10 protein-coding genes are annotated in these 18,488 nt (G+C 37.5%); all 10 read left to right on the top strand.

The window, feature by feature from the left end; genetic code table 11:
• The first annotated feature begins 4 nt into the window (after positions 1-4).
• Genes DW173_RS00620 through DW173_RS00575 form a run of 10 tightly spaced genes read left to right on the top strand, consistent with a single transcriptional unit; the run spans position 5 to position 18,484 of the window.
• Complete coding sequence (locus DW173_RS00620) at positions 5-2,989, top strand: SusC/RagA family TonB-linked outer membrane protein (RefSeq protein ID WP_120143394.1); 2,985 nt, start codon at positions 5-7, stop codon at positions 2,987-2,989.
• Positions 2,990-3,008: 19 nt separating this feature from the next.
• On the top strand, positions 3,009-4,595 hold the full coding sequence (locus DW173_RS00615) for a RagB/SusD family nutrient uptake outer membrane protein (RefSeq protein ID WP_120143393.1): 1,587 nt from the start codon (positions 3,009-3,011) through the stop codon (positions 4,593-4,595).
• Positions 4,596-4,612: 17 nt separating this feature from the next.
• Positions 4,613-5,479 carry a hypothetical protein gene (locus DW173_RS00610; RefSeq protein WP_120143500.1) on the top strand — a complete coding sequence of 289 codons (867 nt, stop codon included), beginning with the start codon at positions 4,613-4,615 and terminating at the stop codon, positions 5,477-5,479.
• Entirely contained in the window at positions 5,469-6,539 is a 1,071-nt protein-coding gene (locus DW173_RS00605; protein WP_120143391.1) for a DUF5007 domain-containing protein, read from the top strand. Before DW173_RS00610 ends, DW173_RS00605 begins: the two co-directional genes overlap by 11 nt.
• An 18-nt stretch (positions 6,540-6,557) precedes the next feature.
• On the top strand, positions 6,558-9,779 hold the full coding sequence (locus tag DW173_RS00600) for a SusC/RagA family TonB-linked outer membrane protein (protein ID WP_120143389.1): 3,222 nt from the start codon (positions 6,558-6,560) through the stop codon (positions 9,777-9,779).
• 23 nt (positions 9,780-9,802) lie between these two features.
• Positions 9,803-11,329: a RagB/SusD family nutrient uptake outer membrane protein gene (locus tag DW173_RS00595; RefSeq protein ID WP_120143499.1), complete on the top strand. Its 1,527-nt coding sequence runs from the start codon at positions 9,803-9,805 to the stop codon at positions 11,327-11,329.
• Between the two features lie 12 nt (positions 11,330-11,341).
• The gene (locus DW173_RS00590; protein WP_120143388.1) at positions 11,342-12,139 is read left to right on the top strand and encodes a fasciclin domain-containing protein; all 798 of its coding nucleotides are present in this window, start codon (positions 11,342-11,344) and stop codon (positions 12,137-12,139) included.
• Positions 12,129-13,994, top strand: a complete 1,866-nt coding sequence (locus tag DW173_RS00585; RefSeq protein WP_233562066.1) for a DUF5008 domain-containing protein — start codon at positions 12,129-12,131, stop codon at positions 13,992-13,994. The genes DW173_RS00590 and DW173_RS00585 overlap by 11 nt, the downstream gene beginning before the upstream one ends.
• Before the next feature lie 22 nt (positions 13,995-14,016).
• Positions 14,017-15,972: a LamG-like jellyroll fold domain-containing protein gene (locus tag DW173_RS00580; protein WP_120143495.1), complete on the top strand. Its 1,956-nt coding sequence runs from the start codon at positions 14,017-14,019 to the stop codon at positions 15,970-15,972.
• Positions 15,973-15,991: 19 nt separating this feature from the next.
• A complete protein-coding gene (locus DW173_RS00575) occupies positions 15,992-18,484 on the top strand; it encodes a M60 family peptidase N-terminal accessory domain-containing protein (protein ID WP_120143386.1) in 2,493 nt (830 codons plus the stop codon).
• Positions 18,485-18,488 lie beyond the last annotated feature (4 nt).

The following is an 18,488-nucleotide window of genomic DNA, read 5'->3' as shown; positions in this document are numbered from 1 at the left end:
ACAGATGAGAAATGCAATAATTCGTTTTTGCGCTATTGTAGCTTTGTTGGGATTTGGAAATGAAATAAGGGCAGTCCGAAGTAGTGGACACCTTTTTCTTCTGAATGATAGTATTTCCCCGGATGAAAATAACGGGAAAGTAGTAGGAGAGTATGATTCTATTCGTGCGGTTTATGCTATGAAGGAAAACGCAGTAGTTTATGCTTCTAAAGACACGCTTGATTTATGGCGGTTGTCATGTTCTCCTTATATCTCTTTACAACAATACCTAAAAGGTACATTGCCTGGAATATATGTACAAGAGACGACGGGTGAGCCGGGAAGTATTCAGAATATGCTGATTCGTGGATTGTCTTCTCCTGTATTTTCTAAAGGAGATATGTCTTCCGCACAACCAGTAGTTTATCTTAATGGAATCCCCTTGTTAACCAATGATGCTTTTGTATATGGCATTAAATCTACGGAAGTGAATCCTATTGGTACTGCTACTAATATATTATCCGGTTTGAATCTAGATAATGTGGAATCTATTGAAGTAGTAAAAGATGCTGCTCGTTTAGCGAAGTTAGGTCCACTTGCTGTTAATGGGGCAATATTAGTCAATATGAAAGATGGTTATTACGGTGGTAGTAATATGTTTATCCGTGCTAATGGGGGGATCGCTATTCCTCCATCAAATGTGAAAATGACAAATGCTGCCAATGATTATGCTTTTCGTATGCGATTTGCTGATTATTGTGCTACTAAGGAGCAACATACCGCTTATTTGAACAAAATGCCGTCTTGGATGCGAGATATTCGTGATATGAATTTCTTCGGAGAACCGGGATGGGCAGATGAATATTACAGTATATCACCCCTTTATAATTTCAGTGCTTCCATGGGAAGTGGCGGTAGCTTTTCAAATTATATATTTATGATGGGCTATACGGGCAATGATGGGGTAGCTGATGAAACAAAGTTTAATAAATTAACTGCTAATTTTGCTTTGAACATGAAACTTCTGGAGCAATTGGGAGTTTCTTGTTTGATTAATCTTTCACGTGTCTCCCGTGATGGTAATCGTAACTTGCGTGATCGTTATGCTGAGATCGAGTATTTACCGGATCTGACTACTCCTCTTTCTCCTGTTAGTTCTGTTTATCGTTCTTATCTCGATATTTATGAAGAATATAAAAAGAATGATAATTTAAACAATTTGTTGAATGGTTATTTGGAGATGAATTACAATTGGCGTGGATTATATGTAGATACTCGTTTAATGCTAGACTATAATACGAATGTGCGTCATGTTTTTTGGCCGATGGACTTGATGGAGTCAGTAAACTATGTCTCCAATTATTCCGGGTATAATCGTCGTTTGATTTGGCAGTCGTCTGCAGATTATAAGTTTGATTTTTTGAAGAATCATTTTTTCAAAATAGGCTTGCAAGAGATTATCATGAAAAGTGTGCAACACTATAACTATACGCAAGGCTATGATGGAGATGATGATACAAAACCGACTACTAGTGGCGGTGGTTTCAAACAGATGAAGCGCTATGTCGATAAAATGCAAAATAATATGGTAAGTACATTGTTTTCGATTGACTACCGATATAGAAATTTTTTTGATGTACAGCTCGTGCTTCGTGCAGATGGCTCATCCAATGTACAGAAAGATAATCGTTGGTTGTTTACTCCGGCTGCTAGTGCAAGTATAAATTTAAAAGATTTGTTGTTGAAAGATGTCAAACAACTATCTGACTTGTCAATGCGTGGGTCATGGGCTAGAATAGGACGCTATCAGGATAATAATAGATTTGCTGCAGGGCCACAATATACGGGAGAAGAGTTGACAGGTATTGGACAGCCTGTTATGTCTTCCTACTATGGATATGCTACAATAGCACGTCCTTATAACACAGCTTGGGTCGGTTATGGTTTGGGGTGGCCTTATTCGGATAAATGGAATATAGGGTTGAATACCTCTTTTTTTAACAAACGTCTTTCTTTGGATGTAGAATATTATAATAATACAGACTGTGATTTGATTACAACCATTCCTGTAAATGAAGAATTCGGATATAAATATAGGTATGCCAATGGTATGAAGGTCCGTAATTCAGGAGTGGAACTGACTCTGTCCGGTAAGCCTTTTGAAAACCCTAAAGGTTTCTCTTGGGATGCTTCATTTTCATTAGCTTACAATAAAAATGAATTATTGCAATTACCTGAAAATTTGAATGAATTAGTCATAGGTAATCGTATGTTAAAAGTAGGACATGCTATTGATCAATTCTGGCTTTATCAAAATGAGGGAGTTTATACTTCAGATACCGAAGTTCCAGTCCAGAATGGAAAGAAGCTTGCTATGGGTTCCATACCATTTGCAAAGAATGATCCGAAATGGAAAGATCAGAATGGTGATAACCAGATCAATGATGATGATAAAATTTTAAAAGGCCATAGTTTACCGCCTGTAACAGGAAGTTTCATTAATAACTTCAAACTAGGACAATTTGACTTAGGTATCAATCTTTTCTTTGCATTAGGCCATGATGCCATTAATTATCGTTCATCGCAACGTTATAACTTCTTTGCATTGGAGAATACACCGTCACTTGAAAGTTTGCGCGAAATATTTTTCTGGCAAAGTACAAATGACAAGGATGATTATCCTTTATACAATCAAATGAGTGGTTTGACTCCTTACCGTGCAGAACAAGACTTATTTATGGAGAAACTGTCTTATCTTAAATTGCGTTCGGTAACAGTGGGTTATACGTTACCAGTCAAGAAAAAGGCTTATAAAGGAGGTGGAAAGAAAAAGGTTGTATCAAAAAACAAATTGGAAAATATCTATTTCTATGTGACTGGCAATAATTTGCTAACCTTTACCGGATTTAGTGGAGATGATCCGGAGTTGATAGATATGGATGGGTATTACAGAGGATATGGTCAGCCGCTTTCTCGTTCGGTTATCGTAGGAATGAAGTTTAATTTCTAATCTAATACATTAATTATATATGAATCAGATATTGTGGATCAGAAAAATGATAAAACCATTGGTGCTTGCTTCTGTTCTTTTCTTCTCATCATGTAGTGATTTGTTGGAAAATGATGATGCATTTTTCCATGTAGCTACTCAAGAGCAACAATGGAATTCGTTGACGGATACTCGTGCTGCTTTGTTCGGCGTTTATGGATTGATGCGTACGGCGCTAGGAGAGAATAATACTTTTTGGGCAGTTGGTGATCTGCGTTTAGGTGATTTTTCCGTACGGATGCGCGATGATTTACAAGCTATCCGTGAGAATCGTTTAGATGCTCCTTATGAAAATATTCGTCAGATATCCAATTGGAATCGGTTTTATAGAGTGATCAATGCTGCCTGTGTTTTTATAGAGAATGCAAAAAAAGTGATGGATAAGGATGATGCTTATTCTGAAATCAACTATACGTATGATGTAGCGCAGGTACGTGCTCTTAGAGCATTAGCTTATTTTTATATGATACAGATGTGGGGTGATGTTCCGTTGATTACTCAGTCTTATGATAACGGTTCATTTCCGGAAATGAAACGAACAGATGCACAGACCGTGTTGAATTATGTGGAGGGTGAGTTGTTGGCAGTAGCAAAGTTGTTGCCTTTGCAGTTAGGGTCTTCATCTGATAAATATTATGATGGTGATACTAGTGCATGGCGGGGATTACTTATTAATCGTCTTTCTGTGTATGCTATATTAGCTTATGTGGAAGCTTGGAAAGGTAATTATGTCGATGCAGAAGCATATACTGCATATGTGATTAAGAACATAGGTGTTTATATTGTAGGCACTATTGATTGTGTGACTATTACTAATATGGTTAGTCCGACAGGACTTTTTAGTCAGGAGTATAGTAATGATTATAAGGCTGCCCGTTTGGTTACTTTTGGCTATAGATATGGTACGGATAATGCAAACGAGACGGGGACGGATGGTCATCTGGAGTCATGGACATTAGCAGAACCGGTTACAAGGAAACAATTACCGGAGATTTACGTGTCAATCGATACGCTAAAGAATCTGTTTATGAATCAATTTACGACAGATAATCGTTTTGGTTATGATGAGTTGTCGAAGCCAATGAAGTATTATTCCAATTATGTAACGGGACTTTCCAGAGAATATCCTATATTTTCAAAAATAAACGTTGTGCGTGAAGGAAAGGATAATACAGGTGATTTTGGTGTTTTTACCTCATTTATTATTTGGTCCCGTTTTGAGGATGTTTTGTTATTACGTGCCGAGGCTTTGGTGATGTTAAATCGTTCAGAGGATGCGATTAATTGTTTGAATGAGCTTCGTGGAGTACGTAATTTGAGAAATTTATCATATTTGAAAGATTTAAAGGGAGATGCTAAAGCATTATTAAAAGAAATTTTTCGTGAACGCCGTAGAGAACTGATGGGAGAAGGACATCATTGGTTTGATCGTATTCGTGAAGCGCGGATTGTTGGAGATGATACTGAAATGGTAAAGCTGATTAATGAAGGAGGCATTTATTGGCCTGTGGCAGAAGAAGTGATGAGAGAGAATCCTTCTATTACACAAAATGAATATTGGAAATGATGAAAATACAAAATACTATGAACAGGTTATTGACTATTGTATGTGGATGGGGGATAATGCTACTATCTTCATGTATGGATACTGCGGTGGTAGATGCTGATATTTCAGAGTTGCAGCCGCAGGGCCTGACTCGATTTGATGGTACTATCTATGAGTATTTACAGAGTGATGATCTTAATTTGGGAGTAACTTATGATTCGTTGATGCTTTTAATAGATTATGAAGAACCAGATTGTCCGGTAGAGTTGAAATTTTCAGAGTTAAAGCGATGTTTGCAAGATGAGGCCGGACAGTATACTTTCATGGCGATTCCTGATTCTTGTTTCCGGTATGCTTTACAAGAATTGAATCGTTATCGCCGGCTGAACGAGCTGATGATAGATTCCGATGATTTTTCAGAAGAAATTCCGGAATCGGAGAAATATGCTGCCGGAGAACTAACATTAAACAAGTTGTTAAATTATCGTAAGGATATAGAGAGAACAGATGAAAAGAATCCGGAGAAAAAATGGACAGATAGTTATATCTATAAGGATGGGTTGGATTCGCTGGTGTGCCGTTATATGACCCTGGGTATTTACGATACGGAAACACTTTCCGGATTTTCTTACGTGGAGGGAAAGGTTATTCAAGGCTTACATAATTATCGGATGAATCTTGCTTATCGGCGGTTGCCTGCTAGCGGATTTGTTGGTGGAGGCCTGAAAGATCTTACTATTTATGATATGCGTAATACGCTAGAGAAAGAAAAATGGGAATCTGCTAAAATGTTATGGACTGACATATATGCTAAGAACGGTGTTATCCATGTTTTGCTTCCGCAACACGAATTTGGATTTGGACGATTTATTCAGTATTTTAGAAATGTAGGCCATGAAAAATAGAAGAAAGATACATAAATTGGGATGGAACGGTTTGTTGTGTTCATTATTGATAGTAAACGCAGGTTGTCTTGACAAGTACTTGCCAGAAGAGAAAGATGCTTTTGATCGGGATGTTAATTTTACGCGAACATCTTTTGATCCTGTAATGGGGCATACTGTATATTATACAGATATTTGTAATACAGGAAACTCTACACTACCTTTGACTTTTGCTATTACAGATATAAAGCACAATGATGGGACACCAGCTCCTGAACTGGAAGAGTATTACCCGGTACGGGTATGGAAAAAGCCTTATTTGGGGACGGAAAAAACAATAGAGGAAATTAATGCTAAACGGGGAACAGAATACCGTCGATTATTCGATGTAATTAAGCATAGTGGAGAAATAGTAATGTGGGGAGAAGCAAATTCAGGTATTCTGCGCTGCCAACCCGATTCCGGATATGTTTTTAATATGGAGATTGCTAACTCGGGTGGTTTTAAAACGATTAAAAGAATGCGGCTTATGCCAAAAAGGGAAGTAGATTTCGAACCATCTATTTATGATTCGGAAACAGGTTTACCTATCGCTGAATTTGTATCACCTTCTACCTCGCTGATGACTTATGAAAACAAGAACAATTCTTCTATATCCTATATAATTAAACCGGAGGATATTCATATCTACTTTAGAGAAAATAAGGATGCAGGAGAAGGAACTTCGCTTTCTATTTCTTTTTATGATTCATCATGGGCTGTTATTGACCCGCGTCGTTTTAATGAAACTTCATGGGATAATTTGTTTCAAGCAGGTTTTCTGAAAGACATAAATGAAAACAAAGTTGTATATGATATGGCTTATCCGCTTCCGTTGTTTACAGGAAAGACCAATTACACGGATGATAAAGGAGAAAAGGCACGAATTAGGTTTACAACGAGTTATATGTCTAAATATGGTACTCGTCGCAGAGGGTATTTCGTTTTTGAGTTTGCCATTTATAAAGAGGCACATTGGGATATGTTTATTCATTTTTCCAAAGGAATGCCTATGCTGGGAGACGCTAAGATCAACAATTAATCTTAAATGCGAATAAAAATGAAAAATAGATATACTTTACTTTTATTTTTTCTGTTTTCCGTAGTTGCGGATTCTGTTGCGCAGCAGTTGGAAAGGGTCACTATCAGCGGAACGGTATATGATAAGGCTATAGGGGAGGCAGAAACATTTCCGGGTGTAAATATTATATGTCAGGATGCCAAGACTAAAAAAAGAATTGCCGGTACAGCATCCGATTTGGAGGGCGCATTCTCTATCAAGGTTCCTGTAGGTTCTGAGCTAGTGTTCAGTTATGTATCCTATAAACCTACTATATATAAGGTGCGGAAAGCAGCATCTGGCATTAGTATCTTTTTGGAGGAAAATGTCAATGAAATCGAAGAAACCGTTATTATAGGTAATCGTAAGGTTAGCAAAGCTAATGCAACCTCTGCCCATACGGTAATAAAGGCGGACGAATTAGCACAGACACCTGTTTCCAATGTGATGAGCTTGTTACAAGGACGTGTTGCTGGTATGGAAGTTCAGTTGAATAACGGTTTACCAGGAGCACAAGGGACATTCAATATTCGTGGTATTTCGGATATTTCAGTTGTTGGCGATAAAGAAACCGGATGGGATTTAGCATCTTCTGCTCCTCTATTCGTGGTTGACGATATTCCACAGGATGATGTAAGTGATTATAATTCTGAAGGTTTGATTAGTGGTTCAGGCGTGAGTCCTCTTTCTACTATTGCACTGGAAGATATTGATAATATACAAATATTGAAGGATGCAGCTGCTACATCACTTTATGGTTCGAAAGGGGCTTATGGAGTAATTTTGATAACAACTAAAAAAGGAAATTCATCCAAACCTAAAGTGACCTATTCTGGTAATTTTACAGTTTCTACACCACCTAGTTTACGCGAAGTGGCTATTGGTAATGCGGAACGAAATATTCTGAAATGGCAGATATTGAATAATGATACTTCAAAAATATACCACGGTTATTATGATATCATGTTTATGCCGTCTGTGTCTGATAGTTTGAATCCTTACTTTAATAACAACACTGACTGGCAGGAACAATTTTATCGGGTTACTTATAATCACTCACACAACTTGAGTTTCATGGGAGGAAGTGATTTGTTTAATTATAAGATCAATGGTAATTATTATACAGAAAAAGGTATTGTAAAGAATACAGATTTCAATCGTTATGCTCTGACTGGAAACATGAACTATAGATCACCTAATTCTAAGTTTACTATTGGTGTGGACATGAAGGTTAGTTTTACCGACAATAGTACTGGTAGTGGAAATGCTGTGTCGCAATCAGGGGTTGCTAGTGCTGCAAACGCTTCTTCATTGCTCCCTCCACCTTCACTTTATTCTGCTTCAGTAGATGCTTTACAAGTTTTTGGCATCACCAATTCAACAGTGAAATCCGGATATTCGGCAACCGTGAATTTGGGATATAAACTTCCGTTTAATATTGACTGGAAAGGAATTTTTAATTATTCGTATGATGCAAGTGAACAAGAAAAGTTCACACCAGCTATTCTTGCCGATAATAGTTATCAGTCTATAGCCTATAATTATAGTGGTAATACCTCTAAAATTTATGTAAGTACTCATGCAACTCGTTCTTTTGATTTGAAATATATTCGTTTAGGGCTTACTGCTGGTATTCGTTATGATTCAAGGACTGCTACTGGTAATTCGATTACTTTTACGGGATTACCTAATGATTATATTATTGGTCCTGTTGGTCATGGCAAATCAAGTGGAAATGCTACAGTCAGTGAAAATCAGAGTACATTCTCATTGATTTTTAACCCAAGTATTAATCTTAAGACCAAACAGAGTTTTAGAGCTGGTGGAGATAAATACATTATCGAACCCTCTATTAGTCCGGAGCTTAGTTCTGTGTATGGCACTAAAACGAAGTGGAATATAAATCCTGGAGTTGGACTTCGTTGGAATATTGGTTATGAAGATTTTATGCGTCCTTTTGAAAGTTGGCTGGATAATATGAATATTCGTCTGACTTGGGGACAGGTGGTGAAATACAAAGCCACTCGTTATGATGTATGGGGTACATATGACATCAAGGCTGAAAATACTTATAATGGACAATCTTATATCCCTATTGATTTTGCAAAGCTTCCTAATGCACAATTAGACCCTATTACAACTACTACGTGGAATTTGGGTTATGGGTTTTCATTATTCAATGGGCGTTTGAGTACAACTCTTGATGCCTACTATAAGCAAGTAGATAATCAATTGAGTGACATCTATTTGCCTGATCATTCCGGATTTGACAAGATGCGAAGTACTGAAGTCAGTTTGGTCAACTATGGTTTAGAAGTTGCGTTGACTGGAAGACCTCTCCCTACGCGTAGTAATTGGAACCTCACTTGCGGGTTAAATTTTGCAATCAATAGAGATGTAATCACTAAGTTGCCAAATGAAGCTCGTCAGATTTTAAATAATGATGCATGGGTTGCTAATCGGTTAGGAGCCAACACAACTTCTATGTTACTTTATATTAATAAGGGGGTATATGCTACAGATGAGGATGTACCGGTTAATCCAGTGACGGGTAAACGACTCAAGATCGGTAGAAATGATACTGAAGAAGCTTATTTCAAAGCAGGCGATCCTATTTGGGTAGATGTCAATGGTGATTATGTTATTGACGAGAAGGATCGTGTAGTAGCTGCTAATGCACGTCCTAAAGTAACTGGGGGATTCTATTTTAACTTGAGTTACAAAGAATTCAGTATGCATGTAAATACTTCATTTGTGTTTGGGCGTGATATTATCAATACTGTGTTGGCAAGAACTTTTGAATCATATAGTAATCCTGTAAAGAAAAAAATAAGCGATTTGCGTAAAAATGCAGCTCTTGCTCCTATAGAACGATATAACTTTTGGACGGAAAACAATCGTTATAATGCTAAATACCCTAATCCGTACGATTATATCCATAACGATATTATTGATCCTTTTAGAGAGGAACAAACTCTTTTTGTAGAGGATGGATCTTATTTCAAATTGAATACAGTATCTCTTTCATATCGTTTCCCAAAAGAGTGGTTGAGTTTTTTTCGGGTGAGTGGTGTTACACTGAAAGCATCTGTTAACAATATTTGGACTTTTTCCAAATATTCAGGTATTAGTCCTGAGAGTGTGACTGGTTTAGGACGGGATAATTCAGGCGGATATCCTAATGCTCGTACATGGACAGTAGGTGTGGTATTGAATTTATAATTAGTAATGTAAAAATAATGATTATGTTGAAATATATATCAATGGGTTTGCTCCTGATTTTTGCCTCCACGTTTAGCAGCTGCAAATTAGATAAGGATGATGAAGAAAAAATGCCGGGAGATAAATTCTGGAGTGGATCACCGGCTAATGCTGAGGCTTTTATGCTTAGTATATATCAGAGTTTGCGTACGGCTACCACATCATGCGGTTTCTTTCTTTACTCTGGAGATGTACGTTGTGCACCTATTACAGGACAGAGTACTAATAATTATTTGTATCTGATTCAGAACGATATGAAAAATTATAAAAGTAAGAAAGATAGTAAAGAAGAAGGTAAATCTGCAGATTGTGGTGCTATTTATAATTGGAAAAAGATGTATAGGGTTGTGCAAGGTGCCAATATCATGATGGAGGAAATTACTAACATTCAAGGATTATCAGGAGAAGAGGTGGAGCGGTATCGTGCGGAATGTTGTTTTTTGCGTAGTTTAGCCTATTTCTTCATGGTACGTTTGTTTGGTGATGTGCCTTATTATACCGAAGCTTATTTTGCCAATCCATTGCCTCGCACTGATAAATCTGTAGTGCTTACAAATTGTTTGGCAGACTTACAATCATTGCTGGATAATGATCCGGAAGGAAAAATTTTACGTTGGCGGAATGGAAATGGGAGTTGGCGTGCCAATCGTGGTTCTGTGTTGGCATTAATGATGCATATAAATATGTGGTTAGCTTTCTTTGATACAGGTAATGCACAAACTTATTATAGTGAAGTGGTGCGTTTGGCAGAGGTTGATTCTTGGATAGATGGTACGTACTATTCTTTGCAGTCAATGGAACAGATGTCCAATGTATTTAGAGGAAACTCTAATGAAGGGTTGTTTGAGATTGTGCAAAATATTACAATGGGTGAAGTCTTTGATACGAATAACATGTGGTGTACGAAAGTTGTGTATGAGGTTCGGAATAAAACAGAAGCGGATTTTGCTTATAGTGAAGCCTTTTTGACTCATCTTTATCCCGAGGAAACAAATGACATGAGAAAGGAATATTGGTTCAAAAATTTATATCGTGAAGAGGGAACTGGAGGAAGCTCGAGTATTCGTCCGGTAGAAATTATAAAATTGTTGAATGCGGATGAATATAAATCCACTACTATCCCCAATGCTGGTAATTATATTGTTTTTCGTCTTGCTGATGTGATTTTACTTTATGCTGAGGCACTCAACAATTTAGGAGAAAGGGAAAAAGCACTACAGGAAGTTAATCGAATTAGACAGCGGGCAGGAGCTCCTGACTTTACGATGGAAGATGACTTGGACGCCTCTATTTATTGGGAACGTGTACGCGAACTGATGGGAGAGGGACAGTATTATTACGATTTAGTGCGGACGATGAAAATAACGGATGCTTCTTTTGCTGTATTTTCTGATGATAGTGGTCATCGCGAAACGATGGCAAATCTAAAACAAGGTTCATGGACATGGCCCATCTATAAAGGTGCATTGGATAATAATCCATATATGTCAAAGAATATTTATTGGGAATAATGACTATGATAAATGAATAAATATAATGTGAAAGTCATGAATAATATAAGGAAAGCAGTTTATGGAATATGTATATTACTGTCTACTCTTTTGATGAGTAGTTGTAATAACGATGATTATCTGGTAGATGGAGGAATTAGTAACCCTTATTTTGATGGGAATGTGATGCAATATTTGGAGTCTCGTCCCGATTTATTTGAGGATTTGGTGAAAGTTATTAAACTAACGAAATGGAACGATATCTTGCGTAATGAAGAAGTTACTTTTTTTGCTCCTACAGATTTTTCTATTAATAAAAGTGTAGATCGTCTAAACTATTATTTGTACAATTATGAAGGGAAAGATCAGATCACAGACCTGTCACAAGTAAAGTCCGAAGTTTGGGAGGACCTTATCGGTATGTATGTAATGGAGGGTAAATACCGGTTGAACGATATTGCACAGATAGATACTACAGCAGTAAGTACGTATCCGGGACAGACCAACCTTACTTATGATAAAAGTTACAAGATGACTATGGGAGTCTGTTATGGGGATGCAAATGGAATTAAATATGCAGGTTATAGACAGATTATGTATGCTTATCAAGATTTTGGATATCCGCTATATGCTTATGTATCATCTTGTAACATAGAACCTCATAATGGTATCGTACACGTCATCAGGCTTGATCATTATCTTGGATTTAGTAGTTCGACTTTATATATGAAGGCGCTTGAAGCGGGTATTGATTATCCGGACAAGAACCGGATGATTGTTGGAAAAGAAGACGACGAAGAACACTTATTAAAAGAAAAGAATGATGAATAAAAGATATTGTTATAATTACAGAGGATGGTTGCATAAATCGATAGAGATGTTGTGTATGATTGCTTTGTCATTGGCTGTAGCCGGGTGCAATGCTGATGAAGAAGATTCTATCAAGGAAAATCCATATTCGGGCGGGCGTGAACCGTTGACTGTGAAACTGTTGTCGGAAACTCCTGAACCGGAGACTGCCGGACCTGGTACGAAGGTGACTTTCAAAGCTGCAGGATTGGCTAAATATTCTAATAAGGATGAAAATAAATTCGATTTTGAATTTTATATATCTGATGAACAATGTGAGATTGCGGCTGCTACTGATTCTACATTAACTATCATTATACCGGAAAATGTAAGCTCGGGAACCACTTATTTAGTATTGGAGAATCAGATCTTTTACGGACCTTATTTTAATGTATCAGGTAGCGTATCTGTTGATCAGGGATTTGAGTACTATAAGACTGGTCCTAGTTACGGCTCTATTTTTGCTTGTGTACCTTGGTCTGGTAATACACAACAAACTACAGAATTTTATCTGTGTGGTGATTTTGAGCAAAGTAAAAATAGCTGGTATGCTGGACTTTTGATGGTCAATAATGAAAAAGGATTAGTGAATTTTGGTACAGCTAATAAGTTTGCGCTTAAATATGGAATATATAGGCGTATATATGTTAATGATGGAAATACGACTTCTTCTTATGCTGCTAAGTTGAGTGGTATGGATTCTTGGAAAGCAGATAAAGAATCATCAAAAGCATTGTTATATGGTTGGTTTAATGATTATGAAAGATGGTCCTCTGTGACGTTGGATGGATTTAATTTTAGAAATGTGCTTTTAGTAAATAGCGATATGACAGTTCTGACGGAGAAGAGAAAATTTCCGGATCCTGATGGTAATATGAAAGAGATCAATATTCCGGTTTTTAATGGAGGTACAGACATGTTAAATGGAATTATACGTGCTTTCAGTACAACAGATGGAAAAATAATAGCTGTTACTAATTCTAGGTGGCATGTATACACGGACTATGAAAATACAACCTGTAGCGCGAACGGTAAGGCTATTATTCCGGCCGAGATATATACAAAAATTAAATCCGTGATGAGGATGGATGAATACGGTACTTTGGATTTGGAATATCGTCGAAGTAGCGTTAATCCGGAAGAAGAAGCATTGCCAGGAGCTGATGGAGAAATAAAAGATGCATGTATGACAAATGATGAGTCAATCATTATTGTCGGTGATTTGACGGCATTTGATGGTAAAGCTATTAATAATATTGTAAAGCTGGATAAGGATGGAATAATGGATGATACTTTCAGTGCGAATGTAGGTGCTGGTGCTGACGGAGAGATAAATAAAATAACTTATACCTCTTACGTTGATGGAGAAGGAATTGCACAAGAGCGTATTGTGATTGTGGGGGCTTTTACTACTTTTAATGGAAAATCTGTTCCAGGATTAGCGGTATTGAATGTTGATGGCACTTTTGATATGGCTTTCGAACTGAAAGCAATGGAAGGCGGAAGACCTAATTTTGCGAAAATAGTCGATTTGACACCTTATTCAGACATGCATAAACCACATCTTGTTATTTCCGGAACATTTAATAAATATGCAGGAATTACTCGTCAGGGATTCTTAATTTTAGATATGAAAGGTAATGCCATTCAGGAATTTAATGTACCCGGCAGATTCTATGGCGAGCTGTACGATGTGCAATATTCCTTAACGTCAGATTACGCTAACGGACTATTGTTGACTGGTGACTTCACTTCTTTTGATGGTAAACGGATGAATAATATTGTGATGTTGAAAGTGGATGTGAAGAATGTAGTAAATAGAGGCATGAATGAGTAACCTTAAAATGAAGAGGAATAATATGAAAACAATGAACTACAAAACGATAAAAAAAGTGGTATGTAGGAGTATCGCGGGAATGTTGTTACTGTCTACCGTAAGTTGTGACGGTACAATGGAAGATTCGTTGCGCTATAATTATCCGGCATCAGGCTCCAATTATGATTCGGGACACGTATTACTCGTAGTGATGGATGGTGCTGCCGGGCGTTCGGTACAGTCAGCCAGAAATGCGGATAAGACTCCAAATCTGAAAACGATGATTGCTCACGCGATGTATACTGATTATGGATTGGCAGATGGAACCAATAAATTGCTTAATGATGAACAAATGACAGGAGCACGTGGATGGGCTAATTTGATGACAGGTAGCACTGCACATGGTATAAAGACAGAGACACAATTGGAGCAAGCCGGAACAGTGGATAATTTTTTGTCAAGACTGGTGGATGCTGGTGCTTCTGTCAGTATGTATGCAGCAAGCAATCTGTTTCACGCATCTTTTAGTTCAGATAATATGAATGCTCCTGCATTGGTAGGAGGAGATGAGGCTGTAAGAGAACATGTTTTGGAAGAACTACAATTACCACAAACCTCCGATTTGGTTGTTGCACAATTCAAAGGGGTAGTTGATGCGGCTGACGGAACTTTTTATAAAGATAATGGAGATCCGACAGAAGATGTATCAAATGCTATTGGAAAGTTGGATAGTTATATTGGGGAATTTTGGAATGCATTGAAAGAGCGTCCCGGCTATATTCGGGAAAGATGGCTGATTATAGTTACCTCTAATTATGGGGGGAGTTATTCATCTATAGAATCTCCTGCTACCCATTACGAAGATAGAACAAGAAATACGTTTACGTTGATGTATAATCCTGATTTGGAATCCACTGTACAAGTTACTCCGGGTAACTCTGCACTTGCTTATACTTTTTATACTCCTGTTTATTCATACGATAACCGATATCCGAATCCTGCAACGTATGCAGAATCAGCTCGATTGGGGAATTTGGAGATGGGAGAATTCGTCTTTGATCCAACGACGAAAGAAATATCTCCTATTACGATTCAATTTTTTTTGAGAGCAAGTACTTTAGGGTCCCAGAAATATATTATTTTGTCTAAGAGTACTGATATGAATGAAGATAATAAGGAAGCTAATGGATGGTTTTTTCATTTTAATCAGGATAAAAGTAATAGACGTATTTGTTTTGGATTCGGGGATAAAAGAGCAATTTTTCAGACTCAGAATGAAGATGTTCTTGAGCTTGATTGGAGAGAATGGCACGTCGTTACATTGACATTGGAGCCTGATCCTAAAAAGAAGGTGAATACATTGTTGAGTATATATTTGGATGGAAAACTTAATAACTCTAGCAGCCAGACAAATGCTAACATGGTGAAATGGTATGCTGCAACTCCTAGTTTGGCTACATCCAAACAAGCACCGTTACGCATCGGAGGTACTGAAAACAGGGATTCTCAAAACACCCAAAGGAATACCAAAGGACAGCAAGCAAAAAATTATATGTATCTGTCAAATCTCCAGATTTATGATAAAGCTTTGTCTGCAGAGGAGGTGGAATTATATGCCGGAAAGAATCAGCTACATAAATTGGCGGATGCATATCCACTTTGGAATAATCTGGTGGGGTATTGGCCTTGTGATTTGGAAGAAGATCAGTTGGAGCCAATTATGAAGAATTACGCTAAAGATAATAAAGAAAACGACGATTCTGATGATTTTATCATAGATCGTGGTGTAGCTAATGCTTGGACATCGGGTAGTGAAATATCTTCAGGTATGCATCCTATTCCCGAATCAGACATAACATACTATAGTAAAACATTTAATACAGTAGACGTTTCGCGTCAAGTATTGTCTTGGCTTGGAAAGACTGTGCGATGGGATTGGAATATGGAAGGAAAAGCTTGGAAGTTAACTTATACTCAACTTTCAGACGAAAACAATTAATGCTTAAATTTTACAGAAAATGAAAGATAAGATAGTTTATGTGCTTCTGACCATAGGACTTGTGTGGGGAGCGATAGCGTGCGAAGATAAAGACTTTGAGGGAATTATCTCCAATACAGATGATTATGTGTCTGAGACTGGAGGCGATTATTACGAAGGAGGAGGCATTGATGTTAGTCATTATGATCGTGCGCGTGCTTTTCCCGGGCTGGTTGATACGCTGAAGGAAAGACGGCTTGAAGAGGCTATTGTAAAAATAGATTTGTCCCGTAATTCGATAGCTTCAGATAAAGTGAACTTGAAAGCAGTGGCTCCCGCTATTTATAGTACTGGGTTATATGCGGGAGCGGGTGAAAAAATAACATTGACATTGGATGATGATGTGAAAGGATTGATTGTGCAGATTGGTGTTCATACACGTGACCTTTCTTCTTTGGTAGGAACTGCGTATTTAGAACGTGACGCAAAAATAACATCAGCTATGCCATTGTTCCAGGGAACAAATGAGATTCGTAATCCTTATGGTGGATATATTTGGATCAAGCGTACCGGAGCTAATAATCCTGATGCCCCAACGATTGCTGTGAAAGTAAAAGGAGCGTATGCAGCTCCTGACTATATACAGGGGGAAACTGATGCGGACGAGTGGATACAGAAAATAAATGAGACAACAGTACCATGGATAGAATTGCGGGGAGAGCAGATGGCTTTTTCAGTCCCTGTAAAATATATGAAGCAAAAAGTGCAAAAAGGCAAAGCATTTGTTACTCAAATGGAAGAGGCTCTTCGTATGTGGAATGACTGGATGCTTTGTTATAACGAATTTTACGGGCTTGATGGAGAAGATATGGAAAACTATCCGGACTTTCCTGTATTAGGATTTCCATTTAGAGAAGTGCTGGATGCGCACTTACTGACTGAACGTTTCTCATATTACAGTACGACCAATGTTGAACTGTTGTCTTCTGAAGAAGTAATTGATGCTATTACTGATCCCGAACAGATTAAGCAAAATGCAATGAATATTTGTCATATTATGGGATGGGTACAGACAGATATGTATACCCCAACTTCTTTCCCAGTAAGTACTTTGGTAAGTTTTAAAGATATGTATCTACTGATGCCTAACTATTATTTTCTATATAAAAATAATTGGTGGGGAGAGACAAATACTTCTAAACTGTTTTCAGGTAGGAAACAAGGAACCAATGTTATGGCTAGTACTTCTTATCAGTTAATGTCATCAGCCTTTACAAATTTAGCGGCTTTTGCAAATGCGGACAGTTGTAAAATATTTAATAAAAATGTGGGAGAGTCTGTGAAATCAGATTATGGAAGTGCACAGACTTGGCCTGCTGTATTCTCTTTTTTCTCTGCTATATTGAGTTATAAGCAAGTTGATACAGATAAAGATGGTTGGAAATACTTCGGTTATCTCAATCGCTTTCTTAAAAAACAGAGTGAACTGTTTCCAACCTCTCGAAGATTGAATATTCAGGATGCTATGTTGACTTGTTTAACTACTTATTTTGAACGCGACTTTTCTCAATTATTTGATCGTTGGGGAATTATGGTAGGAGATGCACAGCGTGTAGAAGCTGCCAAGTATAAGCATGTGGAAAAACGTATATGGGATTATAATCCATTAAAGAAAAATGAAACTGCAGTATTTGATGGAAAGGCATTTCAAACATTATCAGGGAAATATCCATACCTGCATTTACGTTCTGACTGGGCTGTAGTTGCTTATTCGGGTGAAGGAGATAACTTGAAGGCAAAAAATTACAGTTATAATTTCTCTGGTAACAAGCATTTGACTAATTTAGAAGATAATCCTGATAAATACAATGAGGCGTATTGTTCACCCTATAATCTTTTTGATAATGATCCTGCTACACTTTGGTCCTCTTATCACGATCCTTATACTGATGTAAAGTGGTTTGACGGAGAGCAGAAATATGCTTTTAAAGTAGACAAATTGTATTATGAAGCCAAGACCCCTGATTACCCTTATTCTCTAGTGGTTCAGCCAGGAAATGCGGGAATAGATATAGATGGAGTTTATGTGGCGTTTGGTGATTATGATTCCGAAGCATCTATTTATAATGGTGATGTGAAAGATTATCAGAAATATGATTTCCATCCTCAACATATTATGGTGGAGGTAACGAATGACCTGTTGAGTTATGATGATATAGATACGTTGTATACCAATATTAAAGATATTCAGTGGAGACGTGTGTATGATTCAAAAGATGATCCGAAAGGAGGGAAAGTAAATGGGCAGCAGTTTTGGCCGGATCGGCGCAATACATTCTATGTAGAATTTGCAAGACAGAGCGGAGTGACAGGAATCCGTCTTATTATGGATACAGATAGTCACGTGGCAAAAGATCGTCCCGCAAATTTTCCGATTGAAGAGAAACCTAACCGCCCGGAATTTGCTAACAAATACCTGAACCGTATACAGAAGATTGCAGAGTTTGGAACGTTTTATTTTAAGGAGGATTGATAAA

It is taken from the genome of Bacteroides sp. AM16-13, assembly GCF_003602705.1.
Lineage (GTDB): Bacteria > Bacteroidota > Bacteroidia > Bacteroidales > Bacteroidaceae > Bacteroides > Bacteroides xylanisolvens.
Note: the sequence above shows the minus strand (reverse complement) of the source record. Positions and strands in the feature narration are given on the sequence as shown.

Excerpts from the sequence above, each read along its gene's own strand:
- DW173_RS00620 (WP_120143394.1), top strand. The coding sequence starts at position 5 with ATGAGAAATGCAATAATTCGTTTTTGCGCTATTGTAGCTTTGTTGGGA.
- DW173_RS00615 (WP_120143393.1), top strand. The coding sequence starts at position 3,009 with ATGAATCAGATATTGTGGATCAGAAAAATGATAAAACCATTGGTGCTT.
- DW173_RS00610 (WP_120143500.1), top strand. The coding sequence starts at position 4,613 with ATGAACAGGTTATTGACTATTGTATGTGGATGGGGGATAATGCTACTA.
- DW173_RS00605 (WP_120143391.1), top strand. The coding sequence starts at position 5,469 with ATGAAAAATAGAAGAAAGATACATAAATTGGGATGGAACGGTTTGTTG.
- DW173_RS00600 (WP_120143389.1), top strand. The coding sequence starts at position 6,558 with ATGAAAAATAGATATACTTTACTTTTATTTTTTCTGTTTTCCGTAGTT.
- DW173_RS00595 (WP_120143499.1), top strand. The coding sequence starts at position 9,803 with ATGTTGAAATATATATCAATGGGTTTGCTCCTGATTTTTGCCTCCACG.
- DW173_RS00590 (WP_120143388.1), top strand. The coding sequence starts at position 11,342 with ATGAATAAATATAATGTGAAAGTCATGAATAATATAAGGAAAGCAGTT.
- DW173_RS00585 (WP_233562066.1), top strand. The coding sequence starts at position 12,129 with ATGATGAATAAAAGATATTGTTATAATTACAGAGGATGGTTGCATAAA.
- DW173_RS00580 (WP_120143495.1), top strand. The coding sequence starts at position 14,017 with ATGAAAACAATGAACTACAAAACGATAAAAAAAGTGGTATGTAGGAGT.
- DW173_RS00575 (WP_120143386.1), top strand. The coding sequence starts at position 15,992 with ATGAAAGATAAGATAGTTTATGTGCTTCTGACCATAGGACTTGTGTGG.